This window comes from Nocardia sp. NPDC058244 (assembly GCF_042882065.1).
In the GTDB taxonomy this organism is placed as follows: domain Bacteria; phylum Actinomycetota; class Actinomycetes; order Mycobacteriales; family Mycobacteriaceae; genus Nocardia.
The window spans coordinates 32,417-58,222 of sequence record NZ_JBHVWX010000013.1; the positions used below are offsets into that span (position 1 = coordinate 32,417).

The window sequence follows — 25,806 nt, forward strand, 5'->3', positions numbered from 1 at the left end:
CACTCAGGAGCCGAACGATTCCAGCAACCCGGTGTAGGGCTTCGGTGGCGGCGCGGCGAACTCTCCCCTGCCCGATTTGCGCAGCCCGAGCGTGATCAGCGACTGCACGGTCAGGGTCGCGGCCGCGACGCCATCGATCACCGGCACACCGATCTCCGCGCTGATATGCGCGCACAGGTCGGCCATGCCCGCGCAGCCGAGCACCACCGCGTCGGAGCCGTCGGCGGTCACCGCCGTCCGGCACGCCTCGGTGACGATCTTGCGGGCGTCCGGGTCGGTATCGAGGGCGAGCACCGGCAGGTCGCAGGCGTGGATGCCGAGGCAGAAGCGGTTCATCCCATAGCGTTCGGCCAGGTCGGCGGCGCGACCGAGGGTGCGGCCGAGCGTCGTCACCACACTGAACCCGCGGCCGAGGTGGCTCGCGGTGTGCATGGCCGCCTCCGCGATGCCGATCACCGGGCCCGCCGCCAGTTCCCTGGCCGCGTCCAGCCCCGGATCACCGAAGCAGGCGATCACATAGCCGTCCACGCCGTCGGCCTCGCCCTGCCGGATCGCCGCGAGCAGACCGGGCACACTCATCGCCTCGTCGTAGTGGCTCTCGATGGAGACGGGACCGGTCTCGGAGGTGACCGCGTCGAGCAGCGTGCCCCGGCCGACGACGGCCAGGGCGCACTGCTCGATCGTCTCGGTCATCGCCCGGGTGGTGTTCGGGTTGACGACCCGGATCCGCATCAGGCACCGACCTCCTGGGTAGCCGCCGCGCGCTTGGCCGCGGTCAGCAGATAGTAGGTGAGAAAACCGAGACCGCAGCCGATGAACCAGCTGTACTGGGCGGCGGTGTGCATCCCCGGCAGGCTGTTGGCCAGCACCGGGAACACGGCGACGAGGGCACCGACGGCCGTCGCCACGACCGCGGCCGGGTGATAGCCCTTGCGGTACCAGTACGCCCCCCGCTCGGACATCGTGAACAGATCGTCGACGATCACCTTCTGCTTGCGCACCAGGTAGTAGTCACAGATCAGCACGCCGAACAGCGGGCCGATGAAGGCGCCGAGCACCTCGAGCGTGTAGTGGATGACATCGGGGTTGTTGTAGAGATTCCACGGCGTGATCAACACCGAACCGACCGCGGCGATCATGCCGCCCGCCCGCCAGCTGATCCGCTGCGGGCTCACATTCGAGAAATCGAACGCGGGCGAGATGAAATTCGCGACGATATTGATGCCGATGGTGGCGATGGTGAAGGTGAGCGCGCCGAGCACGATCGCGAACGTGGAATCGATCTTGGCGACGGTGGCGACCGGATCGGTGATCAATTCACCGTAGACCGGCACCGTCAGCGACGCGGTGATCACCACCAGCAACGAGAACAGCAGGAAATTCACCGGCAGGCCGAGCAGATTGCCGGTCTTCACGGCCTGAAAACTCTTGCCGTAGCGGGAGAAGTCACCGAAATTCAGCATCGGTCCGGAGAAGTAGGACACCACCAGCGCGATCGCGCCGAGCATCACCGGCACCGACGCCCAGCCGGTGTACTTCACCTCGCCCAGGCTCAGGTCGATCGCGCCCCAGCCCGCTTTCGCGATGAGATATCCGCACAGCACGAACATGACAACATACACGGCGGGACCACAGAAATCGATGAACTTGCGGATCGAGTCCATGCCGCGCCAGAACACGCACGCCTGCACCACCCAGAGCAGCAGGTAGCTCCCCCAGCCGAGCAGCGACAACCCCAGGAAACCGTAGTCGGCGGTGACGGCGTAGGGCGCCAGCCCCGGAAACAGTTTCACCAGCACGACATCCAGCGCCGCCGAGGCGAGGAACGTCTGGATGCCGTACCAGGCGACCGCGATCAACCCGCGGATGATCGCCGGGATATTCGCGCCGAGGACCCCGAAAGCACTGCGGCAGATCACCGGATAGGGCACGCCCGTCACCTGGCTGGGCTTGGCCACCAGATTGCAGAAGAAATAGACGATGGTGATACCGATGAGCAACGCCGCCAGCACCTGCCAGCTGGCCAGGCCGAGCGCGAAAAGGCTACCGGCCGTGACATATCCGCCGACACTGTGCACATCCGACATCCAGAACGCGAAGATGTTGTAGGTGCCCCAGCTCTGTTTCCGCAGCGGCGCCAGATCCTCGTTCGTCAGCCGCGGATCGTAGGCGGGTGGATCACCGGCGGGTACCCCCGCCGAGGAGGTGATGGTATCGGTCATGGTCGTTCCCATCCGAAGGGTGAATCTGCTTCGCTGACGGTAAGTATCAGCAGTTGCCCTTCGGTTTCCCGACAATTTCCCGGCTATTGCACCGAAGATATATCTTCCGGCGCGAGCAATCCGGTATCGGTGGGCAGGGTCGCGATGACCGATTCCAGTCGGCGGTGGTGTTCCTCGGCGGCGGCGAGCAACCGTTCGACATCGCGGGCCAGGAACGCGTCGAGCATCGCGATGTGGTCGGTGTGTAGCCGTTCCCGGTCGCACCGGTCGATGTGGACCATCGATTGCACGGGTTCGGTGACGTTCCAGGCGGATTCGAGCATGTGCAGCAGCCGGAACATCCGCGACGGCCGGGTCAGCGCGACATGGAAGCTGCGCGACTGCCGCTGATAGGTCTCGGGGTCGTCGTCGAGGATCGCCCGCTCGAGCAGTTCGTTCACCGCGAGCAGGTGCGCGCGCTCGGCCTCGCCGGCATTGGTCGCCGCGGCCGCGAGCGAGGCGGTTTCCAAGGTGTCGCGCACGATGTACATCTCACGCAATTCGCGGGCTGTGAGCTGGGCCACCTGGTAACCGCGCTGCGGGCGATGGGTGACCAGTCCCTCGCCGATCAGCGTCTTGAGCGCCTCGCGCACGGGGATGTGGCTCACCCCGAACAGCACGGCCACTTCACGCAGGGGAATCACGGTGCACGGTGGCACGGCGCCGTCGAGGATCACCCGGCGTAGTTCGCCGAGGATCACCTGGGGGCGGCCGGGCTCGTCCACCACGAGCCTCGCGAGCAGCGCCGATCGTCGTCTCGGGGGCATATCCACATGCTATGGACGATGTATTGCGCCCGCGGTCATCTATGTGACGGTCAGGAAACGATCACCGTACCGACCGGTCCTGTGTGCGGGGGTGGCATGCTCGAACGATGGGAGTTTCGACAACGCAGTCGGTGGATCGCCGTTTCGTCAGCCTGGTCGCGATGTTCGACCGCCTGTTCCGCAAGCCGTCGCACGGTGGTGGCGCGCTGTGCGTGTACCTGCACGGCGAACCGGTGGTCGATGTGTGGGCGGGGTACGCGAGCCCCGGGGTGCCCTGGGCGTCGGATTCGGTGGCGCTGGCCTTCTCCACCGGAAAAGGCGTGGCCTCCACGGTGATCCACCAGCTCGCCGAGCGCGGACAGCTCGACTACGACACCGCGGTCGCCGAGTACTGGCCCGAGTTCGCGGCGGCGGGCAAGGGACACATCACGGTCCGCGATGTGCTCACCCACCGGGCCGGCCTGCACCGGCTGCGCGGCCTGCTGCCCGGGCCCGCCGAGCGATTCCTCGACGACGAGGCCGTCACCGCCGCGCTGGCCGCGGCCACCCCCGATCCCCGGCATCGCGTCACCAGCGGCTATCACGGGATCAGCTACGGGCACCTGGCCGCCGAACTGGTGCGCCGGGTGACGGGCCGCGATTTCGTCGACGTCGTGCGCACCGAGCTCGCCGAACCGCTCGGCGCCGACGAACTCTGGTTCCGGGTGCCGAAGGAGGAGCGGCACCGCATCGCCACCACCTTCCCGCGGCTGCGGGCGGCGGGCATGGAGTGGGACCGCGGTTCGGACCTGCTCACCCGCACCCGGTACGCGGCCGCCGCGGAGACCACCCCGCGCGGTTTCGCCGACCTCATCGTCGACCCGCGCGTGCACGACTCGGTGATGCCGGGCGTCAACGGTGTGTTCTCGGCCCGCGCGCTGGCCCGCGTCTACGCGGCGCTGGCCAACGACGGCGAGCTCGACGGCACCCGCGTCCTGGAGCCCGGGTCGATCCGCCGTTTCGCCACCCGCCAGGTCTTCACTCCCGACTATGTTCTCGCGTTCCGCATCCCGTGGGCGCTGGGTTTCCACGGTGTCCCGATGAAACCGTCCAAGGCCGACCCCATCTCGGCCTTCGGTCACTTCGGCCTCGGCGGCTCCGGCGCGTTCGCCGACCCCGAGACCGGCATGTCGCTGGCCTTCGTCACCAACCGGCTCGGCGGCAAGCTCACCCCGCTCGGTGACGCCCGGCTCACCCGCCTCGGCACCACCGCCCACAACATCGCGAAAGCCGACAGGCTCCGCTGAGACCCGATCCAACGCCATACCTCCGCGCTCGCCGCGCTTGCCCAACCGGCTGCCGTGAGCTGGTTCCGGGCTGTAGTCTCGAGTGTGCATTTCTGATTGTTCTCGACGCTGACACCTTCGACGCGAGGAGTGCACAGATGGCGAACGACCAGCGGGCTCAGCGACGACCAGCGCCACTCGGCATCTCCGGTGACACGCTCGACAGGTCGGTCCCGCGTTCCCGGTAACTCGGCGGCGCGCGTCGCCTCGGTCTGCGGTACCCGAGGAATCGAGTTCGGTGATGCGTCCAACGGGAGTCGATGCCGACGCGTCGCTGCCGCTGTGTGTCGTGATCGGCAGTCGAATCGAGCAGATCGAGCGAGCGCACGCCCGGCTCACACCGATCCTGCACGGCATGTGGGACAACGATTCCGCGGTCTGGCCGATCGAACTGGCGATCCACGAAGCGGTGGTCAACGCGATCGAACACGGTGGCGCCGGTGTTCCGGACGCCACGGTCGAGATCGTCCTCGATATCGAGGACGACGAACTACTGATCGAGATCAGCGACCAAGGACCGGGATTCGACCCCGATGCCGTGCCCGATCCGCGTCTCCCCGATGGCGTGCTCCGCGCGTCGGGGCGCGGTGTGCTCCTCATGCGCACATTCTTCGATTCCCTCGCGGTCGCCCACGGTCCGCGAGGGCGGTTCACACTCACCCTGCGTACCAAGCTCCCTCGCTCCGTCGCGCGGGGAGTACCACCACCCAGAGGAGGGTTCCATGGAGATCAAAGAACGTAGCGTCAACGGCGTCACCATCCTGGATCTGACCGGGGAACTCGTCATCGGCGAGGGCGACATCGAGCTCAGAGAGGAGATCCGGAATCTGATCGACACCGGGAAGAAGCAGATCCTGCTGAACCTCGCAGCGGTGAGTCGCATCGATTCCGCCGGCGTCGGTGGATTGGTCTCGAGCCACCAAACCGTCACCCGCGACGGCGGGAAACTCACACTGGTCAACGTGACCGACCGTATTCAGGATCTGCTCGTGATCAGCAACCTCCTCACGGTGTTCGATACCTACGACACCGAGCAGGAGGCTGTCGACTCCTGCTGACCTCGTCGGCGACGCTCGAGGCGGTACGTTCGGCCCATGGAGATCGTCGGGCTCGAGCGGATCGAGGCGGCCGCGCGGCTGCTGGCACCGGTGATCCGGCGGACGCCGACCGTGGGGTCGCGGGTGCTGTCGGAGCGGGCTGGTGCGCAGGTGCTGCTCAAATGCGAGAATCTGCAGCGCACCGGGTCGTTCAAGCCGCGCGGCGCCTACAACCGGATCGCGAACCTCCCCGCCGCCGAGCGGGCGCGGGGTGTGGTCGCGGCCAGTGCCGGCAATCACGCGCAGGGGGTGGCGTGGTCGGCGGCCGAACTCGGCACCACCTCGACGGTGTTCATGCCGATCGGCGCGTCACTGCCCAAGCTCGTGGCGACCCGCGCCTATGGGGCCGAGGTGCACCAGGTGGGTGACACCATCGACGAATCCCTGCTCGCCGCAGAGGAATTCGCCCAGCGCACCGGTGCGACGCTGATCCACCCGTTCGACCACCCCGATATCGTGGCCGGGCAGGCGACGGTGGCGCTGGAGATCCTCGAGCAGGTGCCCGAGGTCGGCACCGTCGTCGTACCGACCGGCGGTGGCGGCCTGCTCGCCGGTGTCGCGGTCGCGCTCGCCGCGCTCGCGCCGCACGTCACGGTGATCGGGGTGCAGGCGGCCGAGGCCGCGGCCTGGCCCGATTCCCTGGCGGCGGGCAAGCCGGTGCGGGTGCCGCGGATGGCGACGATGGCCGACGGTATCGCGGTCGGCCTGCCCGGCGCGGTGCCGTTCGCGCATGTCGCGGACCTGGTCAGGGAGATCGTGACCGTCGACGAGGACGCCCTGTCCAAGGCCCTGTTGCTGTGTCTGGAGCGGGCCAAGCTGATCGTCGAACCGGCGGGCGCGGCCGGTGTGGCCGCGCTGCTGTCGCCCCTGCGCGACCGCGCGCTGCCCGGCCCGGTGGTGACCATCCTGTCCGGCGGCAATATCGACCCGCTGCTGCTCACCCGGGTGATCGGGCACGGCCTCAGCGCGGCGGGCCGCTACCTGGCCATGCGGGTGACCATCGCCGATCGTCCCGGCGCGCTGTCGGCGCTGCTCGGGGTGGTCGGGCGGGCCGGGGCGAGCGTGGTCGACATCGTCCACTCGCGCACCGGGATGTGGCTCGAGGTCGACGAGGTCGAGGTGTCGCTCACGGTCGAGACGCGCGGCCCCGCCCACCGCGACGACGTCCTGGAAGCGTTGCGCGACGCCGGGTTCCGCGTCCGCGCCGAGCTCTAGCGCACCGAAGTCAGTGCGCGCCACCGAGTTCCAGCGCGAGCACCCCGAGAATCACCAGCCCGATCCCGGCCACCTGCACCAGGGTGAGCCGCTCCCCCAGGAACAGCACCCCGATCGCCGCGATCGCCGCGACACCCACCGCCGACCAGATCCCGTACGCCACCCCGATCGCCATCCCCCGCTTCAACACCTGGGACAGGAAGTAGAACGCGGCGCCGTACCCGATGACCACGACGATCGAGGGAACGAGCTTGGTGAAACCCTCCGAGAGTTTCAGCGACACCGTCGCGGTCACTTCGGAGGCGATGGCCAGTGCCAGCAGGACCAGGGTCATGGCCGCAGGGTAACCGCCGTGCGAAGCTCACGCCTCGATCGCGCCGCGTGATCCCGATCGCGCTCGCGCCGCGAGGACCGTCATGACCAGGGCGAGCAGCGCGTACCCGGCGATGATCGCGATCCGGATCCCGTTGGTGGCCATATACCGTTCGTACGCGGGATGCAGGCCGCCCGCGATCCACACCGAGCCAGCGTCACGCACCTGCTCGGCCAACGCGCCCCACCACCAGACGCGCGTGACGAACACCGACAGTTGCAGCGCCAGGGTCAGGATCGGCAGCCAGATCGGTACGCCGCGAGGCCGGATCCACAGCACCAGTACCGAGAGCGCGACGCCGAGGACCCCGGCCGGGATCACGGTCAGGTCCGACAGCGTCTCGTAGCCGGCGTCGAAGGCGGTCATGCGCGCGGGGTCGAGGTAGCGGAGCGCGCGATGGTGCATGTGGGTCATCCAGGACAGACCGGCGCCGAAGGCGGTCGTCGCGGTCAGCAGAGCGAGTACGGGCAGTGCCCAGCGTTGTCCCATGGTGTCCTCCGATGCGGAAAGCCTTCGGGGACAACGATGCCCGTGGACATCGGCCGAAGCATCGGCCCACGGAACGGAGCCGGGACTCCTCCGCGGGAGGTAGCGGGCACCGCCGGATACTCCGTGCGCGGTAGCCCGCTCCCGGCTCAGCTCAGCCAGGCGCGGGCGTCGTCGGCGTTCTTACGGACCTCGTCGAGCTGCTCGGCGACGCGGACACCGGCGGTGCCGCCGCGCGCGTTGCGGGAGGCGATCGAGCCCTGCACGGTGAGGACGTCGCGCACGCCCGCGGTCAGCGAGGCGTCGACGGCGGCGAATTCCGCGTCGGTCAGTTCGTCGAGGCCGACGCCGCGCGCTTCGGCGGCCCGTACGCAGGCGCCCGCCGCCTCGTGCGCGACCCGGAACGGAACGCCCTGGCGCACCATCCATTCCGCGATGTCGGTGGCGAGGGTGAAACCGGCGGGCGCGAGCTCGGCCATCCGGTCGGTGTGGAAGGTGAGGGTGCCGACCAGGCCCGCGATGGCGGGCAGCAGCAGTTCGAGCTGGGCGACCGAGTCGAACAGGGGTTCCTTGTCCTCCTGCAGGTCCCGGTTGTAGGCCAGCGGCTGGGCCTTCAGGGTGGCCAGCAGGCCGGTCAGGTTGCCGATCAGGCGACCCGCCTTGCCACGGGTCAGCTCGGAGACGTCGGGGTTCTTCTTCTGCGGCATGATCGACGAACCGGTCGACCACGCGTCGGCGAGGGTGACGTACCCGAATTCCGGCGTGCTCCAGATGATGACCTCTTCGGCCATCCGGCTCAGGTCGACGCCGATCATGGCCAGCACGAACGCGGCCTCGGCGGCGAAGTCGCGCGCGGAGGTCGCGTCGATCGAATTGGCCGCCGACGCGGTGAAATCGAGCTCGGCGGCGATCTGCTCGGGGTCCAGGCCCAGCGACGACCCGGCCAGCGCGCCCGAGCCGTACGGGGAGATCGCGGCGCGCTTGTCGAAGTCGCGCAGGCGTTCCAGGTCGCGCAGCAGCGGGTGGGCGTGCGCGAGCAGGTGGTGCGCGAGCAGCACCGGCTGCGCGGCCTGCAGGTGGGTCTTGCCCGGCATCACCGCGTCCGGGTGCGCGGCGGCCTGGGCGACCAGAGCGTCGACCACGTCGAGCACGCCGGCGGCGACGCGGCGCACACCGTCGCGCAGCCACATCCGGAACAGGGTGGCCACCTGGTCGTTGCGGGAGCGGCCCGCCCGCAGCCTGCCGCCGAGCTCGGTGCCGACCCGCTCGATCAGGCCGCGCTCGAGCGCGCCGTGCACGTCCTCGTCGGACTCGGCGGGCCCGAAGGCACCCGAGGCGACGTCGGCGGCCAGGGTGTCCAGCCCGGCCAGCATGCCGGTCAGGTCGTCGTCGGCGAGCAGCCCGGCCTTGTGCAGCACGCGGGCGTGCGCCTTGGAGGCGCGGATGTCATAGGGCGCCAGCGCCCAGTCGAAGTGCGTCGACTTGCTCAGCGCCGCCATCGCCTCGGCCGGGCCGGACGCGAATCGCCCACCCCAGAGGGCACCTTCGTTGGTTCCGCTGTGGGTCATCGGATTCTCCTCCGGTCTGGCTGGCGGGCATGGCTGGGCACGGCACCGGCCGGTCCGTGACGGGACCGGCCGGTGTCGAGACTACGACGTGCTGACTACTACTTCTGGTTCAGGTCGCGACGCGCGGCGACCTTCGAGGACAGACCGTGGATCTGCACGAAGCCCTTGGCCAGCGACTGGTCGAAGGTGTCGCCCTCGTCGTAGGTGGCCAGGTTGAAGTCGTAGAGCGACTGCTCGGAGCGGCGGCCGTTGACGACGGCGGAACCACCGTGCAGCACCATCCGGATCTCGCCGGTGACGTGCTGCTGGGTGTCCTGCACGAAGGCGTCAAGCGCGCGCTTGAGCGGGGAGAACCACAGGCCGTCGTAGGCCAGCTCGCCCCAGCGCTGCTCGACCTGCCGCTTGTAGCGGCCCAGCTCACGCTCGATGGTGACGTTCTCCAGCGCCTGGTGCGCGGTGATCAGCGCGATGGCGCCCGGCGCCTCGTAGATCTCGCGGCTCTTGATGCCGACGAGCCGGTCCTCGACCATGTCGAGGCGGCCGACACCCTGGCGACCGGCGCGGGTGTTCATCTCCTCGATGGCCTGCAGCACGGTGACGGGACGGCCGTCGATGGCGACCGGCACGCCCTTTTCGAAGGTGATGATGACCTCGTCGGGCGCCTCGAAGTTCACCGTCGGGTCGGCGGTGTAGTCGTAGACGTCCTTGGTCGGCGCGTTCCACAGATCCTCGAGGAAGCCGGTCTCGACGGCGCGGCCCCACACGTTCTGGTCGATCGAGAACGGCGACTTCTTGGTGACGTTGATCGGCAGGTTGTTCTGCTCGGCGAAGGCGATGGCCTTCTCGCGGGTCCAGGCGTAGTCGCGGACCGGGGCGATGACCTCCAGGTCGGGCGCCAGGGCGCCGATGCCGACCTCGAAGCGGACCTGGTCGTTGCCCTTGCCGGTGCAGCCGTGCGAGACGGTGGTCGCGTTGTGGAACTTCGCGGCCTCGACCAGGTGCTTGACGATCAGCGGGCGGCTGATGGCCGACACCAGCGGGTACTGGCCCATGTACATGGCGTTGGCCTGGATGGTGGGCAGGCAGTACTCGTCGGCGAACTCGTCGCGCGCGTCGACCACGATGGCCTCGACGGCGCCGCAGTCCAGGGCGCGCTGGCGCACCACGTTCATGTCCTCGCCGCCCTGGCCCAGGTCGATGGCCACGGCCACCACCTCGGCACCGGTCTCCTTCGCGATCCAGCTGATGGCGACGGAGGTGTCAAGCCCACCGGAGTAGGCGAGTACGACGCGATCGGACATGTCTGTTGTGCTCCTCGAAGTGTGTACGTGATCTGCACGGGCTGCCTGGAGCAGTATGAATGCTCCGGCCGCCGGTCGGCTCGCGCCGCTGCTGCAAATGATTATGCACGATGATGCAATCTCATTCATACCCGGGGGTAGAGATACCGCATATCGCATCGCCCGGCGCGGACGAAATCACCTATCACCTGCGGCGACGTCCGGCAGCAACTTGGCAGCAAGCATCGTCTGTGAGACGCTGGTCACATCAGCTACCCATCGGTCGGGGTCGAGGAGTGGACATGCAGCAGCTACGTGATTTCGCCCAGGCGAACTACGACCTGATCGGGGCCGTCGTCATCGGGCTCGGCAATCTGGGGTTGACGGTCGCCAAGACGGTGATCGACCTCGGCACACCGATCCTCCAGGGCTTCTTCGCCTGATCCCCCGCCCGCATCACCCCACCGGGAGCATCCATGGTTGACGCGATCCTGCAGTTCCTGTCCGACCACTACGAATCCGGCGCCACCGCGGGCCTGCACGTCGGTCGCGTGCTGTTCGACCTGAGCGCCCCGCTGGCGCTGGCCATCCTGAACTTCCTCAACTCCTGACCCGCCCGATCAGCGGTCGCCCAGCCGCGCGGCGAGCCCCGCGCGCACCCGCGGCCAGTCCTCCGCGATGATCGAGAACAGCACACTGTCGCGCACGGTGCCGTCCGCGCGCCGGAACTGACGTCGCAGCGTCCCCTCGTAGCGCGCCCCGAGCCGCGCGATCGCCTGCTGCGAACGCTGGTTGCGCACATCGGTCTTCAACTGCACCCGGCCTACATGCAGCTCGTCGAACGCGTATTCCAGCAGCAGCAGTTTGGCTTCCGGGTTGACCGGACCGCCCCAGACCGACGGCGTGTAGGCGGTGAACCCGATTTCCAGCGCCGCGTCCCGCGGGCGGACGTCCAGGTAGGACGTGACGCCGAGCACCGCTCCCGCCGCTCGATCGCCGATCCCGGTGCGCGCGCGGACGATCCAGACATGCCAGTCGGAATTGACGTTCAATTCCCGGAGATGATCGGCGAATTCGCTCGCCCCGCGCGGGCGCCAGGGCAGGTGCGCCCAGACCGCGTCCGCGTCCAGGGCGGCGAAGAGTTCACCGGCGTCCGCCGACGGATCGACAGTGGTCAGCCGCACCGTCTCGCCGATCAACCGGGCGCCGTCGGGCACCGGCCACACCATGTCCGGCCAAGGCTTGTCGTCGGGCCGGGGATCGGGCACTGGCTGGAATCGGACGGTCGTTGGACTCTCGGTCACCTGTGCAATGTAGTGCCCATGTCGGCGGTGTGTGGCACTCTGGGAGAGCACTATTCGGCTCGCCAACGTGAGGACGAACAAGATGCTCCATTACGTCGCGCAGGAATTCTCCACTCTCGGCAACGGCGTGCTCGATGTCGGCCGGGCCGTCGTCGCCCTGGTCCAGAGCATCATCGACGTCGCCACCCCGGACTCCCCCGGCGGCGGCGCGGGCGGCGGGCAGTACCCGTTCACCTGATCCGGCGTGGGCTCCCGCCACTGAGCGCGGCGCGCCGCTAGTCTCGCCGGCATGGCCGCCGACGACGTGCGACTCCACGCGGGCACCACCGGACTGACCATCGCTCCCGGCGACGGTGGCGCGCTGCACAGCCTCACCGTCGACGGGACCGAACTGCTGCGCCAGGACCCGGGGACGGGCTGTTTCGTCATGGCCCCGTGGGCGGGCAGGCTCGGCTACGGCACGTTCACGGTCGGTGACCGGACCTACGAGATGCCGATCAACAATCCGCCGCACAGCATCCACGGCACCGCGCGCGACGGCGCGTGGGAGGTCGTGTCCGCCACGGCGACCGAGGCGACGGTGCGGCACCGGCTGACCGACCCGTGGCCGTTCGCGGGCACCGTCACCCAGCGGTTCACCCTCACCGACACCGGCCTCACCCTCGACCTGCGCATCGCCACCGACGCCGATCCCTTTCCCGCCCAGGGCGGCTGGCATCCCTGGTTCCTGCGCGAGGTCTCCGCGGCCACGGGTCCGCTCGCCCTCGATGTCCGGCCGGCCTGGCAATACGAGCGCGGGCCGGACTACCTGCCCACCGGTCGCCACCTCCCGCCGTCGCCCCCGCCGTGGGACGACTGCTTCGGCATGCCCGACGGCGTCACCGCGCGCCTCACCTGGCCCGGTTTCCTGGAATTCACGATCACCAGTCCCGTCACCGATGTCGTCGTCTGGACCCTGCCGGAGGAGTCGCTGTCGGTGGAGGCCCAGTCGGGTCCACCCAACGGCGTGAACACCGATCCCCGGATGGTCACGCCGGACGCGCCGCTGGATATCCGGGTGGACTGGACCTGGCGCCGGCTGACCCGGGACTGACACCGCGGCGGGCGGGATAGCGTGGTCGGGTGCCGATCACGCTCGCCCACCCGGTCGCGGTGCTGCCCCTGGCTCGGCACCTGCCGCTGTCGGCGCTGGTGGCCGGGGCGATCGCGCCCGATGTCGTCTACTACCTGCCGATTCCGCTGGGTGGCGCCGCGACGCATTCGCTCGTCGGGGTGCTGAGCTGGGACCTGGTGATCGGCGTCGGCCTGCTGCTGTGCTTCCGGCTCTCCGCCGGACCGGCCGCCGCGCTCTTCCCGTTCCGTGTCGCCCTACCGGCTCGTGTGCCCGCCGATGCTCTCCGGCGCCTGTGGGTTCCGGTCGTCGCCATCGCCCTGGGCGCCCTGACCCACCTCGCGTGGGACTCCTGCACGCAGACAGCCGGTTTCGTGGTGCGGCACTGGGCGCTGCTGCGCGCCCCGGTGATCGGGCCGCACACGGCGTACAACGTGATCGGCTACGCCTCGTCGCTGCTCGGTACCGCCGCGCTCGCCCACTACCTGGTTCGCCGCACCAGCCGACGGTCGCCGACGCCGCCGGTCCGGTGGGGTCGCGCGATTCGCACCGGACTGCTCCTCGCCCCCGTCCTCGGCGCCGTGCTCGCCATCGACGACCCGGTGACCCGGGCCAGCTCCTACGACCTGGTCCGGCACACGATCGTCGGCGCAGCCCAGGGACTGGGCTGCGCCTGGACGTTCTACGTATTGCTCTGGCAGATCAGGAGCTTCGGCTCATCGCGGCGACCGGATACTGCGGAAGGTGAGGGCGACCACGAAGGTCAGCGCCGCGATGACGGCGGCGGCGCCGAACGCGGCGGTCATCCCGCCGACGAGGGCGTGCGTCGGTGAACCGCCCGCCTCGCGGGCCGCGGTGCCGAAGACCGTCACCAGGATGGCCAGGCCGAGCGCGCCACCGGTCTGTTGCATGGTCTGCAACGCACCACCCGCCGCGCCAGCCTCGTCCGGCGACACCGTGGACATGATGATCACGTTCAGCGGCGAGAACGCCAGCCCGATCCCGCAACCCATCGCGACCATGGCGACGAACAGCAGCGGGAAATAGCCGCTGTCGGCCGAGAGCCGGGTCAGCAGCACGAGCCCGGTGGTCATCGCGACGGTGCCGGTCACGGTCACCGGTTTCGGGCCGAAGCGGGCCAGCAACCGGGGAATCAGCCGGATCATCGCGAACATCAGGGCCGCCGTCGGCAGGAACGCGAATCCCGTTGCCAGCGCGCTCATGCCGCGCACATCCTGCAGGTACTGGGTCAGGAAGAAGAACATCGACATGCCCGCCATCGGCCCGAGGAACATGTTCAGATAGGCGGCGGCCCGATTGCGATCGGCGAACAGGTGCAGTGGCAGCAGCGGTTGCGGTGCCCGGAGTTCGATCGCCACGAACCCCGCGAGCAATGCCGCGCCGACCGCCAGGGAGATATCGGTGCCCGGCGCGCCCCAGCCGTCGGCGGCCGCGCTGATGAATCCGTAGACCAGCGCGGCGACACCGGCGGTCGCGGTCACCGCGCCCGGCAGATCGAGCCGGGCGACGCGGCGTGGCGCGTCGGGCAGGTAGCGCAGCGCGAGCGCAAGGATCAGCAGCCCGAACGGCACATTGATGAACAGCACCGAGCGCCAGCCGACCCATTCGGTCAGCAGTCCGCCGACGATGAGCCCGATCGCGAATCCGGCGCTGGACATGCCGGAGAACAAGGCCAGCACGCGGATGCGCGCCTTCGGCTCGGTGAACGTCGTCGTCAGCAGCGCGAGGGTATTGGGCGCGGCCATCGCGCCACCGATGCCCTGCAGCACCCGGGCCGCGAGCAGCCAGCCTGCCGAGGGCGCCAGCCCGCCGGCCAGGGAGGCGAGGGTGAACAGTGTCGCGCCCGCGATGAACAGCCTGCGCCTGCCGAACAGGTCGCCGGCGCGGCCGCCGAGCAGCAGCAGGCCGCCGAAGACGAGGGTGTAGGAGTTCATCACCCAGGACAGGCCGGTGGCGCTGAACTCCAGGTCGGTCCGGATCCGCGGCAGGGCCACGTTCATCACCGTGACGTCGAGAATGATCATCAGCTGGCAGGTCAGCAAGGTGACCAGGACGACGCCCGGCCGGGCGCGCGCTACCTGGGCTTTCGCCGGAAGTGTGGTGGTGGTCAAGTGAGCTCCATCGAGAGGGAAGCTAAACGGAGAGAGTCTCCGTTTATGACAGAGCTAGCATAGGGAGAAAGTCTCCGGTTCCGCAAGACTAAACGGAGACTTCATCCGTTTCCAGTGGAGGACCGAGTGGACGCACCGTCGCGGCCGATGCGCGCCGACGCGCGCCGCAACTACGAACGCATCATCGGAAGCGCGCGCGACGCCTTCGCCGAGCACGGCATCGAGGCCCCCCTCGACGACATCGCCCGACGCGCCGGCGTCGGACCCGGCACCCTGTACCGGCACTTCCCGAATCGCACGGCGCTGATGGAGGCGGTCTACCGCGCCAATATCGAAACCCTCGCCGCGCGCGCCGCCGAGCTGCGCGAAACCCGCACTCCCCCGGATGCTTTCACCGAGTGGTTCGGCGAACTGGTCTTCTACATCCTGCACCGGCACGGCCTGGCGGCCACCCTCAAGGCCGCGATCGACCGGACCTCCGACGTCTTCACCGCCTGCTCGACCCTGCTCGCCGAGGCGGCCGAGTCCGTCCTGGTCCCCGTCCAGGAAGCCGGGCTCGTGCGCCGTGACGTCACCCCGCGCGACATCCTGCGACTCGGCCACGGCATCGGCGCGGGCTGCCAAGCCGCCCCCGACTCGGCGCCCCTGCTCACCGAGATCGCCCTGACCGGCCTGCGCACCCCACCCACCCCGGCAGGATGACCCCGATGCGGATCAGCGTCACCGGCCACATGAACCTCACCTCCGCCACCGAAACCCTGGTGCGCGAGGCGATCTCGGCCCTCCTCACCGACGTCCCCGACCTGGTCGGCATCACCTGCCTGGCCCGCGGCGCGGATTCGATCTTCGCCGAAGCGGTACTGGCGGCAGGCGGACGCCTGGAGGTCGTCCTCCCCTCCCGCGACTACCGCGCGGCCAAGGTGAAGCCCGACCACGCACCCCTGTTCGACGCCCTGCTCGCCCGCGCGAGCACGGTGCGGGTGATGGACTTCGACACCGCGGGCAAGAACGCCTACGAGTCCGCCAACGAAGTCCTCGTCACCGGCTGCGACCGCCTCGTCGCGGTGTGGGACGGCAACGAGGGCGAACGCGGCGGCACCGCCACCGTCGTCGAATCCGCCCGCGCCCAAGGCATTCCGGTGGACATCGTCTGGCCGGACGGCGCCACCAGGGAGTAACCCGGCGCTATCGGTGTCACAGATTCGGCGCCGGCGTGGGATACACGGGCAAGGGCGCCGGCCGGTGTGGCCGCCGATCCGCCGGATCGGCGTCGGGGCGAGTCCACGCCAGCACCAAGGTCGGCAAGTAGGCGCCGATCACCAGAATCGTGAGCAGCAGAATCGCGCAGCCGCGAACGACTCGCGGATAGTCCGCGCCGTCGACGAAGTTGCCGACGATGGAGAGCCAGAAAACTGGAATCAACGACAGTCGCACCGTGACAGTGAGGCCGATCCCGCGAGCGGCGTTGCGCTGCTGGATCTCCCACTCCTGGAGGACCTCTACGGGAGCCACCGACTGGCCACCCATCACCCGATCCAGTGGGATCGATGCCAAATTGAACAGGGCCATGGCCAGCACCCAGACGAGGGTCGCCGGGTCCTCCCGCACCGGTAGCGCCAACGCGGACACGAACATGACGGCGAGAATCACGACGAGCACTCGCACCTGCTGACGCCGTCGCCGCTGCGCACACCAGCTCGGCGCAATGGCCGCGGCCTCCTGGGCCAATTTCCGGAACCGCCTGATCCGGTATTGCCGATAACGTGCGAACACCTTCCGCAGAGTCATCGCATCTCCCCTCCCCGGTGCGACGGGGACAGCGACCCGACCCCACCCGCACGAACACGGCCTCCACCGGCATCGCGGACGCACTGCGCCGATACAGAGAGTGTCGACTCGGCCCGGCACGCGGACCAGGGGTCCGCGCGGAACATCAGGTGAACGAAACCCCGTGATTCAGGCCAATTCCTCGATGCGGGCGGCTAGTTCGGCGCCGGTGAGGGGTTCGCGGGCGATGACGGCGATGGTGTCGTCGCCGGCGATGGTGCCGACGATGAAGGGCAGGGCGGCGCGGTCGAGGGCGCTGGCCAGGAAGTGGGCGGCGCCGGGTGGGGTGCGCAGGACGGCGAGGTTGCCGCTGGCGTCGGTGGAGACCAGCAGGTCGCCGAGGAGTTTGGACAGGCGGCCGGTGCCGCCGGTGACGCCGCGGACGGGGCTGCCGTCCTCGGGGACGACGTAGACGCCGGCGCCACCGTCGGCGGCGCGCAGCTTGACCGCGCCGAGTTCGTCGAGATCACGCGACAGGGTCGCCTGGGTGGTCTCGATGCCCTCGGCGGCCAGCAGGGTCGCGAGTTCGGTCTGGCTGCGGACCGAATGCGCGGACAGCAGCTCGACGATGCGCGATTGGCGGCCGGCGCGGGTGCGGGCGATGGCGGGCGAGCCCTTCTCGGGCGCGCTCATGCCTGCGCCTCGCTGTCGCTCGGCTTCGGCATGACCGCGCAGGCGGCTGTGCCTTCCAGCCGCTCGCTGCGCTCGCTCATCGACCGACCTCCGCGCCGGCCCCGATTCGCGGTCTCACGCGGCGGCTTTCGCGAGCAGCCAGACCAGCAGCGCCTTCTGGGCGTGCAGCCGGTTCTCGGCCTCGTCCCAGACCACGCTGTGCGGGCCGTCGAGCACCTCGTCGGTGATCTCCTCGCCGCGGTGCGCCGGAAGGCAGTGCATCACAATGGCTTCCGGGTCGGCGGCGGCGAGCAGCGCCGCGTTGACCTGGAACGGGCGGAACGGGCCGACGCGGTCGAGACCGTCGTTCTCCTGCCCCATCGAGGTCCAGGTGTCGGTGACCAGCACATCCGCGCCGGTCGCGCCCACTACCGGGTCGTTGGTGACCGACACCGTCGCCCCGGTCTCCGCGGCCCGCTTGGCGGCGGCCTCGAGGATCCACGGCAGCGGTTCGAAACCGGCGGGCGCGGCGACGGTCACGTTCATGCCCGCGGTCACCCCGCCGAGCAGCAGCGAGTGCGCCATATTGTTGGCGCCGTCGCCGAAGTAGGTGAGGTTCAGCCCGGCGAGGGTGCCCTTGCGCTCGCTGATCGTCTGCAGATCGGCGAGCACCTGGCAGGGGTGGAACTCGTTGGACAGCGCGTTCACGACGGGCACCGTCGCGGTGGCCGACATCTCGTCGAGGCGGGACTGTTCGAAGGTCCGCCAGACGATGGCCTCGACGTAGCGCGAGAGCACGCTGCCGGTGTCGCCGAGGGTTTCCTCCCGGCCCAGCTGGGTGTCGCGGCCGTCGACGACGACGGCGTGCCCGCCGAGCTGGGCGATGCCGAGCTCGAACGAGAACCGGGTGCGGGTGGAGTTCTTCTCGAAGATCACCCCGACCCCGCGCGGGCCGTCGAGCGGCCGGTGCGCGAACGGGTTCTTCTTCAGATCCGCGGCGATGACGAGGATTTCGGCCTGCTCGGCCTGGGTCACATCGTCGTCGCGCAGGAAGTGGCGCAGGGTCACTTACTCGCTCCCTTCGCATCGGCGGCGGCCTTGTCGAGGATCTCGGGCAGGTCGGCGACGAAGTTGTCGGCCTGGGTTTCGGTGAGTACCAGCGGCGGCGCCAACCGGATCACGTTCGGCTTGGCGGGGTTGATCAGGTAGCCCGCCTCCCGCGCCCGCTCGTCCACGAAGGCGGAGATGTCGTTGCGCAAGACGATGCCGATGAGCAGACCGGCCCCACGCACGTGATCGATCTCGGGGTGCTCGAGCAGCGCGATACCGTCGCTGAGCTTCTTGCCCACCCACTCCACGTGCGTCAGCAGGCCCTCGGCATCGATCGTGCGCAGCACTGCCAGCGCCGCCGCCGCGCAGACCGGATTGCCGCCGAAGGTGGTGCCGTGCAGGCCGGGCGTCAGCAGTTCAGCGGCCCGGCCCTGCGCCAGCACGGCGCCGATCGGCAGACCGCCACCGAGCCCCTTGGCCAGGGTGATCGCGTCGGGCACGATGCCCGCCGCCTGATGCGCGAAAAACGTTCCGGTGCGGCCGATTCCGGTCTGCACCTCGTCGAGGATCAGCAGCGCGCCCGCCCGCGAGGTGATCTCGCGCGCCCGGGCCAGGTAGTCGAACGGCGGGACGACCACACCGCTCTCGCCCATCATCGGCTCCAGGAACACCGCGGCGGTGTCGGAGTCGACGACGGCCTCCAGCGCGGCGGCGTCACCGTAGGGCACGTGCACGACGCCGGGCGGCATCGGCTCGAACGGCTCCCGCTTCGAGGGCTGACCGGTGAGCGCGAGCGCGCCCATGGTCCGGCCGTGGAAGGCCTCCTCGGCGGCGACGATCTTGGTCCGGCCGGTCAGCCGGGCCATCTTGAACGCGGCCTCGTTGGCCTCGGTGCCGGAGTTGCAGAAGAACGCCTTGCCCTCGCCGTCACCGAAGTGCGCGAGCAGCTTCTCGGCCAGCTCGATCACCGGCTCGCTGGCATACAGGTTCGACACGTGGCCGAGTGTGCCCAGCTGCTGGGTGACCGCTTCCAGGATGGCGGGGTGGGCGTGGCCGAGGCTGTTCACCGCGATGCCACCGAGGAAGTCGACGTAGCGCTTGCCGTCGGCGTCGTAGAGCACCGCGCCCGCGCCGCGCACCAGCGCGACCTTCGGGGTGCCGTAGTTGTTCATCATCGCGGCCGACCACCGCTGCTGCAGCTTCTCTACTTCACTCATGCGGTCACCATCGTTCCGATTCCTTCTCCGGTGAACAACTCCAGTAGTACCGAATGCGGCACCCTGCCGTCGATCACATGGGCGCTGGGTACCCCACCCCGCACTGCCCGCAGGCACGCTTCCATCTTCGGCACCATGCCCGCATCCAGGCGCGGCAGCAACTCCGCGAGCGCCGTCGCGTCGATCTCGCTGGTCAGCGAGGAACGGTCGGGCCAGTCGGTGTAGAGGCCCTCGACATCGGTGAGGACGACGAGCTTCTCCGCGCCGATGCCCTCCGCCAGCGCGGCGGCGGCGGTGTCGGCGTTGATGTTGTGCACCACGCCGTCGGCGTCGGGGGCGATGGTGGACACCACCGGGATGCGCCCGGCGTCGATCAGGTCGAGCACGGCGCCGGGGTTGACCTCGGTGACGTCGCCGACCAGGCCGATGTCGGTGGCGACACCCTCCACCGTGACCGTGCGCCGCGTCGCGGTGAACAGGTGCGCGTCCTCACCGGAGATACCGACCGCGTACGGGCCGTGCGCGTTGATCAGCCCGACGAGCTCGCGCCCGACCTGGCCGAACAGCACCATCCGCACCACGTCCATCACCTCGGGGGTGGTGACGCGGAAGCCGCCGCGGAACTCGCCCGCCATGCCGAGCTTCTTCAGCATCGCGGTGATCTGCGGGCCACCGCCGTGCACGACCACCGGGTGCACGCCGACGGTGCGCAGGAACGCCATGTCGGCGGCGAAGGCGGCCTTGAGCTCGTCGTCGACCATGGCGTTGCCGCCGTACTTCACGACGACGACCTTGTCGCGGAACTTCTGCAGCCACGGCAGCGCGTCGGCGAGCACGTGCGCCTTGTCCAGCGCCGAGAGGGACTGCACCACACCGCTGCTCATGAGCTGTACGCCGAGTTCTCTTCGACGTAGGCGTGCGAGAGGTCGGTGGTGCGCACCATCGCGGTGCCCGCGCCGACGTTCAGCTCGATCAGCACCGCGATGTCTTCGCCGGACAGGTCGACCTCGCGGGCGCCGGGCGCGCCGACGCTGTCGACACAGACCGGATTGCCGTTGAACGACACCGCGATCCGGTCCGGGTTCAGCGTCACCGGGGCGATGCCGACGGCGGCGAGCACCCGGCCCCAGTTCGGGTCCGAGCCGAACAGCGCGGTCTTGACCAGGCTGTCGCGGGCGACCGCCCTGGCCACGGTCAGCGCCTCGTCCTCGGAGGCCGCGCCGGTGACGGTGATCTGCACGCGCTTGGTGACGCCCTCGGCGTCGGCCATCAGCTGGGCGGCCAGGTCGTCGCACACGGTGAAGACGGCGGCGTCGAGGTCCTCCTGCGACGGGGCGACGCCGCTGGCGCCGTTGGCCAGCAGCAGCACGGTGTCGTTGGTGGAGCAGGAACCGTCGACGTCGAGCCGGTCGAAGGTGTACTTGGCGGCCTGGCGCAGCGCCTGGTCGAGCTGCTCGGGCGTGGCCACCGCGTCGGTGGTGAGCACCACGAGCATGGTGGCCAGCGACGGGGCGAGCATGCCCGCGCCCTTGGCCATGCCGCCGACGTTCCACTTGTCCTCGTGGTGGAACGCCGATTCCTTCGGCACGGTGTCGGTGGTCATGATGGCGTGCGCGGCGTCGGAGCCGCCGGACATGCCGCCGCCCATCTCGTGCACGATCTCGGTGACGGCGGGGATCAGCTTGTCCATCGGCAGCCGGTCACCGATCAGGCCGGTGGAGCAGACCGCGATCTCGCCCGCGCCGGTCTCGGTGCCCCAATTGCTCAGCGCGGCGGCGAGTTCCTCGGCGGTCTTGTGGGTGTCCTGGAAGCCACCGGGCCCGGTGCAGGCGTTCGCGCCACCCGAGTTGAGGATGACCGCGCGCACGCGCCCCGACTTCAGCACCTGCTGCGACCACAGCACCGGCGCGGCCTTGACCTGATTGCTGGTGAACACACCGGCGGCCGCGTATTCGGGGCCCTCGTTGAGCACCAGGGCGAGGTCGGGCTTGCCGCTGGCCTTGATGCCCGCCGCGATGCCGGCGGCGCGGAAGCCGAGCGGGGCGGTGACGCCCTGGGTATGGATCAAGTTGCCGTGGTCCGTCGAGTGCGGATCAGGGGTCGTCACGGTGCCACTCCTACGGTGGAAAGTCCTGCGGTCTCGTCGAATCCGACGGCCAGGTTCATCGATTGCACCGCGGCGCCCGCGGTGCCCTTGGTCAAGTTGTCGATCGCGCCGATCACCACGAGCAGGCCCGCGTCGGTGTCGACGGCGACCTGCAGGGTGATGGCGTTGGAGCCCAGGACCGAACCGGTCTGCGGCAGAACGCCTTCGGGCAGCAGGTGCACGAACGGCTCGTCGGCGTAGGCCTTGTCGTAGACGGCGCGCGCCTCGGCCGCGTCCACCTTCACCGGGGCGGTGCAGGTCGCGAGGATGCCGCGCGGCATCGGGGCGAGCACGGGAGTGAACGACACCGCGACGTCGACGCCGCCCGCCGCCTTCAGGTTCTGCGCGATCTCGGGGGTGTGCCGGTGCGCGCCGGCGATGCCGTAGGCGCGGACGCTGCCCATCACCTCGGAACCGAGCAGGCCGACATCGAGCTTGCGGCCGGCACCCGAGGTGCCGCTGACGGCGACCACGTTCACGCTCGGCTCGATGATGCCCGCCGCGATGGCGGGCGCCAGCGCGACGCTGGACACCGTCGGATAGCAGCCGGGCACGGCGATGCGCCGGGCTCCGGTGAGCCGCGCCCGGCCGCCGGGCAGCTCGGGCAGGCCGTAGGGCCAGCTGCCCGCGTGGGCGCTGCCGTAGTACTTCTCCCAGGCGGCGGCGTCGGTGAGCCGGAAGTCGGCACCGCAGTCGATGATCACCGTGGACTCGGGCAGTGCCTGCGCGATGGCGCCGGACTGGCCGTGCGGCAGGCCGAGGAAGACGATGTCGTGCCCGGCCAGGACCTCAGGGGTGGTTTCCTGCAGGATCCGGTCGGCCAGCGGCAGCAGATGCGGCTGGAGCGCGCCCAGCGCGGTGCCCGCGTTGGATCCGGCGGTCAGCGCCCCGATCTCGAGGCGCCCGGTTCGGTATTCGGGGTGCGACAGCAGCAAACGCAACACTTCGCCACCGGCGTATCCACTCGCACCGGCAACCGCCACCCGCAGCGCGGGTCCTCCCGACGAATCAACCATGTGATGATTATGCACGACTATGCAAGCTCATTCATGAGCAGGTGCGGTCGCGAGCGGCGCCTTCCCGCCGATCAGGCGCGCTACCAGCGGGAACAGCAGAACCGTCGTCGCGCCCGCGGCGACCAGAACCGAGGCGGTATCCGCCGTCATCAGCTCCGTCGACACGGCCACCTGGGTGACGGCGACGATGATCGGCAGGCCGGTGGCCGCGAACAGGGCCAGCTGGGCCCGCTCGTGTGGCGATTCCAGATTGCGCCCGTGCGGGACGAACCGCTCGCTCAACCAGACCGGCAACCCGCGGGCGACGGCGATCGCCGCCACGAACGACACCCACAGCAGCGGCCTGTCCGCCACCGCCGACATATCGATCGCCATGCCCGAGACCACGAAGAACACCGGAATCAGCAGCCCGTAGCCGATGGTCTCGAGCTGCTCGTCGACGCGCGGATGGCCCGCGGCGATGAGCCTGCGCAGCACCATGCCCGCGGCGAACGCGCCGAGCACCACGTCCAGGTCGAAGCGTTCGGCCACCACCATGAGCACCAGCAGCAACAGGATCGACCCGCGCACCGGCAGCTGGGAGGTGCCGCCGTCCATCCTGGCCAGCGCCGCCCCCAGATCGGGGACGCGACCGAACAGCCGCACCGGGATCAGCCCGACCAGCAGCGCCGCCAGCACGAACAGCGCGAGCACCACCAGCGCGGCGCCGACATTGTGGCTGCTCAGCAGCACCGACATGGCCACGATCGGGCCGAGCTCACCGACCGCGCCGTGCGCGAGCACCGCCCGGCCCAGCGCGGTGTCGAGCAGCCCGGCCTGCTTGATGATGGGCAGCAGGGTGCCCAGCGCGGTGGAGGTCATCGCGATCGCGACGGCGATGTGGTTGGTCGTCGATTCGCTGCTCGCCAGCACGCTGACCAGGCCGAACGCGAAGACGAGACCGGCCAGCCACACCAGCCAGGCCACCCGCCCCGACTTGCCGCCGAGCAGTTTCGGGTCCAGTTCGTAGCCCGCGAGCAGGAACAGCATGCCGAGGCCGAGTTCCTTGATGAGGTCGACGCCGCCGTCCGCGGTGGCCCAGCCGAGCGCGAACGGCCCGAGGATCGTGCCCGCCACGAGCAGGATCACCACATCCGGCACGAAGCCACGCAGTGCCCGCGACAGCAGCGGCGCCACCACCGCCACGAGCGCGATCCAGAACAGCGAGACGATCGGCGACGGCGCGTCGACGGGGGCGGCGAGCAGCTCCATGCGCCTCATCGTGGCACAGCGGCCCGGCCGAATCCGGGCACCTCGCTGGGCGTCCGGACGAGAATCGTTGCACCCGCGAGTGTCGATTCGGCGGCGTCCCGTTCGTATAGGAGATGAACCCCCACGAAAGGACGATCATGAAGCAATACCTGTTGTGCGTCTATCAGCCCGACGGTCCGGCGCCGTCGAACATCGGCACGATCCTCGACGAGCTGTCCGCGCTGAACGAGGAGATGCGGGCGGCCGGGGTCTGGGTGTTCGCGGTCGGCCTGCACGCGGCGAGCACCGCGACCGTCGTGCGGGCGAAGGAGGGCGAGGTGCTGATCACCGACGGGCCCTTCGCCGAGGGCACCGAGCACATCGGCGGCTTCACCCTCATCCAGGCGGCCGATCTGGACGAGGCGATGGACTGGGCGGGCCGGCTGGCCGCGGTGCTCACCCTGCCGATCGAGGTGCGGCCGGTGGCGAGCGGCTAGATGGACATCGAGGCGGTCTTCGCGGAGAACTACGGGCGCGCGGTCGCTTCCCTGATCCGCGTCTTCGGTGACATCGGGGTCGCCGAGGACGCGGTGCAGGAGGCCTTCGCCGCCGCGGTCGTGCGCTGGCCGGTCGACGGGGTGCCGCCGAGCCCGGCGGGCTGGATCATCACCACGGCGCGCAACCGCGCGATCGACCGGCTGCGCCGTGAGGCGACCCGGGCCGACCGGCATGCCGAAGCCGCTCTCCTGCACGCGGATCCGGCGGCGCCCACCGACGGCTTCCCCGACGACCGGCTGCGCCTGATCTTCACCTGCTGCCATCCGGCGCTCGCCCCCACCGCCCGGGTCGCCCTGACGCTGCGACTGCTCGGCGGACTCACCACCGCCGAGATCGCCCGGCTGTTCCTCGTCTCCGAATCGGCGATGGCGCAACGGCTCGTGCGCGCCAAGGGCAAGATCCGCGACGCCGGCATCCCCTACCGGGTGCCCGCCGACGCCGAACTGCCCGCGCGGCTGCCCGCCGTGCTCGCGGTCGTGTATCTCGTTTTCACCGAAGGCTATTCGGCCACCTCGGGCCCCGATCTGATCCGCGCCGACCTGTGCGCCGAAGCGATCCGGCTGGGCCGCCTACTCACCGATCTGCTCCCCGGCGAGCCGGAGATCCTGGGCCTGCTCGCCCTCATGCTGTTCACCGAATCCCGCCGGACCGCCCGCACCGACGGCGAGCACCTCATCCCGCTCGCCGACCAGGACCGCACCCGCTGGGATCGCGACCTCATCGACGAGGCCCGATCCCTGCTCCGAGAATGCCTGCGCCGCAACGCCCCCGGCCCCTATCAGCTCCAGGCCGCCATCAACGCCGTCCACGCCGACGCCCCCACCGCGGCCGCCACCGACTGGCCCCAGATCCTCACCCTCTACGACCACCTCTACACCCTCACGCCCACCCCCATCGTCGCCCTCCACCGCACCGTCGCCCTCGCCGAAGTCCACGGCCCCACCGCCGCCCTCGCCGAACTCACCACCATCGACCTCCCCACCCACCACCTCTACCACGCCCTCCGCGCCGACCTCCTCCGCCGCGAAGGCCGCCTCCCCGAAGCCGTCACCGCCTACGACACCGCCCTCCCCCTCACTCCCAACGACATCGAACGCGAATACCTCCGCCACCGAAGAGACTCCCTCCGGGAAGCATGATCAGGCCTGCTCCGAATCGCCGAAATTCGGGGAATCACCGGGGATTTCGAGGGGCTCGTCGATCGCGGGTCACCCACGCTCGCCAACCGCAC

General features: G+C 69.7%; 30 protein-coding genes. 13 read left to right on the plus strand and 17 right to left on the minus strand.

The genetic code is table 11. From position 1 onward, the window contains the following. Positions 1-3 precede the first annotated feature (3 nt). The 3 genes from ACFVW6_RS31815 to ACFVW6_RS31825 form a co-directional block, all read right to left on the minus strand. A complete protein-coding gene (locus tag ACFVW6_RS31815) occupies positions 4-732 on the minus strand; it encodes an aspartate/glutamate racemase family protein (RefSeq protein WP_378832863.1) in 729 nt (242 codons plus the stop codon). Beyond that, the gene (locus tag ACFVW6_RS31820; RefSeq protein WP_355281763.1) at positions 732-2,222 is read right to left on the minus strand and encodes an NCS1 family nucleobase:cation symporter-1; all 1,491 of its coding nucleotides are present in this window, start codon (positions 2,220-2,222) and stop codon (positions 732-734) included. Before ACFVW6_RS31820 ends, ACFVW6_RS31815 begins: the two co-directional genes overlap by 1 nt. 83 nt (positions 2,223-2,305) lie before the next feature. Continuing rightward, positions 2,306-3,028, minus strand: a complete 723-nt coding sequence (locus tag ACFVW6_RS31825; protein ID WP_355281760.1) for a GntR family transcriptional regulator — start codon at positions 3,026-3,028, stop codon at positions 2,306-2,308. 107 nt (positions 3,029-3,135) lie between these two features. Here ACFVW6_RS31825 and ACFVW6_RS31830 point away from each other — a divergent pair, with 107 nt between their 5' ends. The 4 genes from ACFVW6_RS31830 (at position 3,136) to ilvA (ending at position 6,665) form a co-directional block, all read left to right on the plus strand. Beyond that, a complete protein-coding gene (locus tag ACFVW6_RS31830; RefSeq protein ID WP_378832860.1) occupies positions 3,136-4,314 on the plus strand; it encodes a serine hydrolase domain-containing protein in 1,179 nt (392 codons plus the stop codon). A gap of 280 nt (positions 4,315-4,594) precedes the next feature. Beyond that, complete coding sequence (locus ACFVW6_RS31835; RefSeq protein ID WP_378832858.1) at positions 4,595-5,095, plus strand: ATP-binding protein; 501 nt, start codon at positions 4,595-4,597, stop codon at positions 5,093-5,095. Then, on the plus strand, positions 5,076-5,411 hold the full coding sequence (locus ACFVW6_RS31840; RefSeq protein ID WP_378832855.1) for an STAS domain-containing protein: 336 nt from the start codon (positions 5,076-5,078) through the stop codon (positions 5,409-5,411). The genes ACFVW6_RS31835 and ACFVW6_RS31840 overlap by 20 nt, the downstream gene beginning before the upstream one ends. A gap of 36 nt (positions 5,412-5,447) precedes the next feature. Further along, positions 5,448-6,665: a threonine ammonia-lyase gene (gene ilvA / locus ACFVW6_RS31845; protein ID WP_357350512.1), complete on the plus strand. Its 1,218-nt coding sequence runs from the start codon at positions 5,448-5,450 to the stop codon at positions 6,663-6,665. A 10-nt stretch (positions 6,666-6,675) separates the two neighbouring features. On the opposite strand, the gene ACFVW6_RS31850 is transcribed toward ilvA, so the two are convergent. The 4 genes from ACFVW6_RS31850 to ACFVW6_RS31865 all read right to left on the minus strand — a co-directional run bounded on the left by ACFVW6_RS31850 (position 6,676) and on the right by ACFVW6_RS31865 (position 10,393). Then, positions 6,676-6,999 carry a multidrug efflux SMR transporter gene (locus ACFVW6_RS31850; protein ID WP_357350510.1) on the minus strand — a complete coding sequence of 108 codons (324 nt, stop codon included), beginning with the start codon at positions 6,997-6,999 and terminating at the stop codon, positions 6,676-6,678. 27 nt (positions 7,000-7,026) lie between these two features. Then, positions 7,027-7,527 carry a hypothetical protein gene (locus ACFVW6_RS31855; protein ID WP_378832852.1) on the minus strand — a complete coding sequence of 167 codons (501 nt, stop codon included), beginning with the start codon at positions 7,525-7,527 and terminating at the stop codon, positions 7,027-7,029. Positions 7,528-7,673: 146 nt separating this feature from the next. Then, positions 7,674-9,092, minus strand: a complete 1,419-nt coding sequence (argH, locus tag ACFVW6_RS31860; protein WP_378832850.1) for an argininosuccinate lyase — start codon at positions 9,090-9,092, stop codon at positions 7,674-7,676. Positions 9,093-9,190: 98 nt separating this feature from the next. Further along, on the minus strand, positions 9,191-10,393 hold the full coding sequence (locus ACFVW6_RS31865) for an argininosuccinate synthase (protein ID WP_378832848.1): 1,203 nt from the start codon (positions 10,391-10,393) through the stop codon (positions 9,191-9,193). Positions 10,394-10,674: 281 nt separating this feature from the next. Here ACFVW6_RS31865 and ACFVW6_RS31870 point away from each other — a divergent pair, with 281 nt between their 5' ends. Together ACFVW6_RS31870 and ACFVW6_RS31875 are read left to right on the plus strand one after the other, a co-directional pair. After that, the gene (locus tag ACFVW6_RS31870; protein ID WP_218718162.1) at positions 10,675-10,815 is read left to right on the plus strand and encodes a hypothetical protein; all 141 of its coding nucleotides are present in this window, start codon (positions 10,675-10,677) and stop codon (positions 10,813-10,815) included. A 33-nt stretch (positions 10,816-10,848) separates the two neighbouring features. Then, a complete protein-coding gene (locus ACFVW6_RS31875; RefSeq protein WP_355281738.1) occupies positions 10,849-10,983 on the plus strand; it encodes a hypothetical protein in 135 nt (44 codons plus the stop codon). A gap of 9 nt (positions 10,984-10,992) precedes the next feature. Here the strand turns inward: ACFVW6_RS31875 and ACFVW6_RS31880 are convergent, their stop codons facing one another. Continuing rightward, on the minus strand, positions 10,993-11,676 hold the full coding sequence (locus tag ACFVW6_RS31880; RefSeq protein ID WP_378832844.1) for a GNAT family N-acetyltransferase: 684 nt from the start codon (positions 11,674-11,676) through the stop codon (positions 10,993-10,995). Positions 11,677-11,758: 82 nt separating this feature from the next. Here ACFVW6_RS31880 and ACFVW6_RS31885 point away from each other — a divergent pair, with 82 nt between their 5' ends. The 3 genes from ACFVW6_RS31885 to ACFVW6_RS31895 are packed head-to-tail and all read left to right on the plus strand — an operon-like array spanning position 11,759 to position 13,620. Continuing rightward, positions 11,759-11,914, plus strand: a complete 156-nt coding sequence (locus tag ACFVW6_RS31885) for a hypothetical protein (protein ID WP_378832842.1) — start codon at positions 11,759-11,761, stop codon at positions 11,912-11,914. Positions 11,915-11,965: 51 nt separating this feature from the next. Continuing rightward, positions 11,966-12,769: an aldose 1-epimerase gene (locus tag ACFVW6_RS31890; protein ID WP_378832839.1), complete on the plus strand. Its 804-nt coding sequence runs from the start codon at positions 11,966-11,968 to the stop codon at positions 12,767-12,769. Between the two features lie 29 nt (positions 12,770-12,798). Next, complete coding sequence (locus tag ACFVW6_RS31895; RefSeq protein ID WP_378832837.1) at positions 12,799-13,620, plus strand: DUF4184 family protein; 822 nt, start codon at positions 12,799-12,801, stop codon at positions 13,618-13,620. Here ACFVW6_RS31895 and ACFVW6_RS31900 read toward each other — a convergent pair. Continuing rightward, a complete protein-coding gene (locus tag ACFVW6_RS31900) occupies positions 13,504-14,919 on the minus strand; it encodes an MFS transporter (protein WP_378832834.1) in 1,416 nt (471 codons plus the stop codon). The two genes, ACFVW6_RS31895 and ACFVW6_RS31900, sit on opposite strands and share 117 nt — an antisense overlap. A 126-nt stretch (positions 14,920-15,045) precedes the next feature. Here ACFVW6_RS31900 and ACFVW6_RS31905 point away from each other — a divergent pair, with 126 nt between their 5' ends. After that, a complete protein-coding gene (locus tag ACFVW6_RS31905; protein WP_378832832.1) occupies positions 15,046-15,621 on the plus strand; it encodes a TetR/AcrR family transcriptional regulator in 576 nt (191 codons plus the stop codon). 5 nt (positions 15,622-15,626) lie between these two features. After that, positions 15,627-16,097, plus strand: a complete 471-nt coding sequence (locus ACFVW6_RS31910; protein WP_378832829.1) for a hypothetical protein — start codon at positions 15,627-15,629, stop codon at positions 16,095-16,097. Positions 16,098-16,113: 16 nt separating this feature from the next. Here the strand turns inward: ACFVW6_RS31910 and ACFVW6_RS31915 are convergent, their stop codons facing one another. From ACFVW6_RS31915 to ACFVW6_RS31950, 8 genes are all read right to left on the minus strand, one after another. Next, on the minus strand, positions 16,114-16,707 hold the full coding sequence (locus ACFVW6_RS31915) for a hypothetical protein (RefSeq protein ID WP_378832827.1): 594 nt from the start codon (positions 16,705-16,707) through the stop codon (positions 16,114-16,116). Between the two features lie 168 nt (positions 16,708-16,875). Beyond that, positions 16,876-17,379, minus strand: coding sequence for an arginine repressor (locus tag ACFVW6_RS31920; RefSeq protein WP_218718167.1), 504 nt, complete (start codon positions 17,377-17,379; stop codon positions 16,876-16,878). Between the two features lie 114 nt (positions 17,380-17,493). Then, positions 17,494-18,426 (minus strand): ornithine carbamoyltransferase, encoded by a 933-nt coding sequence (argF, locus tag ACFVW6_RS31925; RefSeq protein ID WP_378832825.1) that lies wholly within the window; start codon positions 18,424-18,426, stop codon positions 17,494-17,496. Next, the gene (locus ACFVW6_RS31930) at positions 18,423-19,625 is read right to left on the minus strand and encodes an acetylornithine transaminase (RefSeq protein ID WP_378832823.1); all 1,203 of its coding nucleotides are present in this window, start codon (positions 19,623-19,625) and stop codon (positions 18,423-18,425) included. Before ACFVW6_RS31930 ends, argF begins: the two co-directional genes overlap by 4 nt. Further along, the gene (gene argB, locus ACFVW6_RS31935) at positions 19,622-20,509 is read right to left on the minus strand and encodes an acetylglutamate kinase (protein ID WP_378832821.1); all 888 of its coding nucleotides are present in this window, start codon (positions 20,507-20,509) and stop codon (positions 19,622-19,624) included. The genes ACFVW6_RS31930 and argB overlap by 4 nt, the downstream gene beginning before the upstream one ends. Further along, a complete protein-coding gene (argJ, locus tag ACFVW6_RS31940; RefSeq protein WP_378832818.1) occupies positions 20,506-21,732 on the minus strand; it encodes a bifunctional glutamate N-acetyltransferase/amino-acid acetyltransferase ArgJ in 1,227 nt (408 codons plus the stop codon). Before argJ ends, argB begins: the two co-directional genes overlap by 4 nt. Further along, on the minus strand, positions 21,729-22,787 hold the full coding sequence (gene argC, locus ACFVW6_RS31945; protein ID WP_378832816.1) for an N-acetyl-gamma-glutamyl-phosphate reductase: 1,059 nt from the start codon (positions 22,785-22,787) through the stop codon (positions 21,729-21,731). The genes argJ and argC overlap by 4 nt, the downstream gene beginning before the upstream one ends. 27 nt (positions 22,788-22,814) lie before the next feature. Beyond that, entirely contained in the window at positions 22,815-24,038 is a 1,224-nt protein-coding gene (locus ACFVW6_RS31950) for a cation:proton antiporter (protein WP_378832814.1), read from the minus strand. Positions 24,039-24,175: 137 nt separating this feature from the next. Between ACFVW6_RS31950 and ACFVW6_RS31955 the strand changes: the two genes are divergently transcribed. Then, a complete protein-coding gene (locus tag ACFVW6_RS31955) occupies positions 24,176-24,514 on the plus strand; it encodes a YciI family protein (protein WP_378832811.1) in 339 nt (112 codons plus the stop codon). Continuing rightward, positions 24,515-25,714 (plus strand): RNA polymerase sigma factor, encoded by a 1,200-nt coding sequence (locus tag ACFVW6_RS31960; RefSeq protein WP_378832809.1) that lies wholly within the window; start codon positions 24,515-24,517, stop codon positions 25,712-25,714. Positions 25,715-25,806 lie beyond the last annotated feature (92 nt).

Excerpts from the sequence above, each read along its gene's own strand:
- ACFVW6_RS31835 (WP_378832858.1), top strand. The coding sequence starts at position 4,595 with ATGCGTCCAACGGGAGTCGATGCCGACGCGTCGCTGCCGCTGTGTGTC.
- ACFVW6_RS31820 (WP_355281763.1), bottom strand. The coding sequence starts at position 2,222 with ATGACCGATACCATCACCTCCTCGGCGGGGGTACCCGCCGGTGATCCA.
- ACFVW6_RS31915 (WP_378832827.1), bottom strand. The coding sequence starts at position 16,707 with ATGACTCTGCGGAAGGTGTTCGCACGTTATCGGCAATACCGGATCAGG.
- ACFVW6_RS31815 (WP_378832863.1), bottom strand. The coding sequence starts at position 732 with ATGCGGATCCGGGTCGTCAACCCGAACACCACCCGGGCGATGACCGAG.
- argC (WP_378832816.1), bottom strand. The coding sequence starts at position 22,787 with ATGGTTGATTCGTCGGGAGGACCCGCGCTGCGGGTGGCGGTTGCCGGT.
- ACFVW6_RS31930 (WP_378832823.1), bottom strand. The coding sequence starts at position 19,625 with ATGAGTGAAGTAGAGAAGCTGCAGCAGCGGTGGTCGGCCGCGATGATG.
- ACFVW6_RS31865 (WP_378832848.1), bottom strand. The coding sequence starts at position 10,393 with ATGTCCGATCGCGTCGTACTCGCCTACTCCGGTGGGCTTGACACCTCC.
- argH (WP_378832850.1), bottom strand. The coding sequence starts at position 9,092 with ATGACCCACAGCGGAACCAACGAAGGTGCCCTCTGGGGTGGGCGATTC.
- argB (WP_378832821.1), bottom strand. The coding sequence starts at position 20,509 with ATGAGCAGCGGTGTGGTGCAGTCCCTCTCGGCGCTGGACAAGGCGCAC.
- ACFVW6_RS31910 (WP_378832829.1), top strand. The coding sequence starts at position 15,627 with ATGCGGATCAGCGTCACCGGCCACATGAACCTCACCTCCGCCACCGAA.
- ACFVW6_RS31920 (WP_218718167.1), bottom strand. The coding sequence starts at position 17,379 with ATGAGCGCGCCCGAGAAGGGCTCGCCCGCCATCGCCCGCACCCGCGCC.
- ACFVW6_RS31840 (WP_378832855.1), top strand. The coding sequence starts at position 5,076 with ATGGAGATCAAAGAACGTAGCGTCAACGGCGTCACCATCCTGGATCTG.
- ACFVW6_RS31885 (WP_378832842.1), top strand. The coding sequence starts at position 11,759 with ATGCTCCATTACGTCGCGCAGGAATTCTCCACTCTCGGCAACGGCGTG.
- ACFVW6_RS31955 (WP_378832811.1), top strand. The coding sequence starts at position 24,176 with ATGAAGCAATACCTGTTGTGCGTCTATCAGCCCGACGGTCCGGCGCCG.
- ACFVW6_RS31890 (WP_378832839.1), top strand. The coding sequence starts at position 11,966 with ATGGCCGCCGACGACGTGCGACTCCACGCGGGCACCACCGGACTGACC.
- ACFVW6_RS31830 (WP_378832860.1), top strand. The coding sequence starts at position 3,136 with ATGGGAGTTTCGACAACGCAGTCGGTGGATCGCCGTTTCGTCAGCCTG.
- ACFVW6_RS31825 (WP_355281760.1), bottom strand. The coding sequence starts at position 3,028 with ATGCCCCCGAGACGACGATCGGCGCTGCTCGCGAGGCTCGTGGTGGAC.
- ACFVW6_RS31950 (WP_378832814.1), bottom strand. The coding sequence starts at position 24,038 with ATGGAGCTGCTCGCCGCCCCCGTCGACGCGCCGTCGCCGATCGTCTCG.
- ACFVW6_RS31875 (WP_355281738.1), top strand. The coding sequence starts at position 10,849 with ATGGTTGACGCGATCCTGCAGTTCCTGTCCGACCACTACGAATCCGGC.
- ACFVW6_RS31870 (WP_218718162.1), top strand. The coding sequence starts at position 10,675 with ATGCAGCAGCTACGTGATTTCGCCCAGGCGAACTACGACCTGATCGGG.
- ACFVW6_RS31960 (WP_378832809.1), top strand. The coding sequence starts at position 24,515 with ATGGACATCGAGGCGGTCTTCGCGGAGAACTACGGGCGCGCGGTCGCT.
- ACFVW6_RS31850 (WP_357350510.1), bottom strand. The coding sequence starts at position 6,999 with ATGACCCTGGTCCTGCTGGCACTGGCCATCGCCTCCGAAGTGACCGCG.
- ACFVW6_RS31855 (WP_378832852.1), bottom strand. The coding sequence starts at position 7,527 with ATGGGACAACGCTGGGCACTGCCCGTACTCGCTCTGCTGACCGCGACG.
- ilvA (WP_357350512.1), top strand. The coding sequence starts at position 5,448 with ATGGAGATCGTCGGGCTCGAGCGGATCGAGGCGGCCGCGCGGCTGCTG.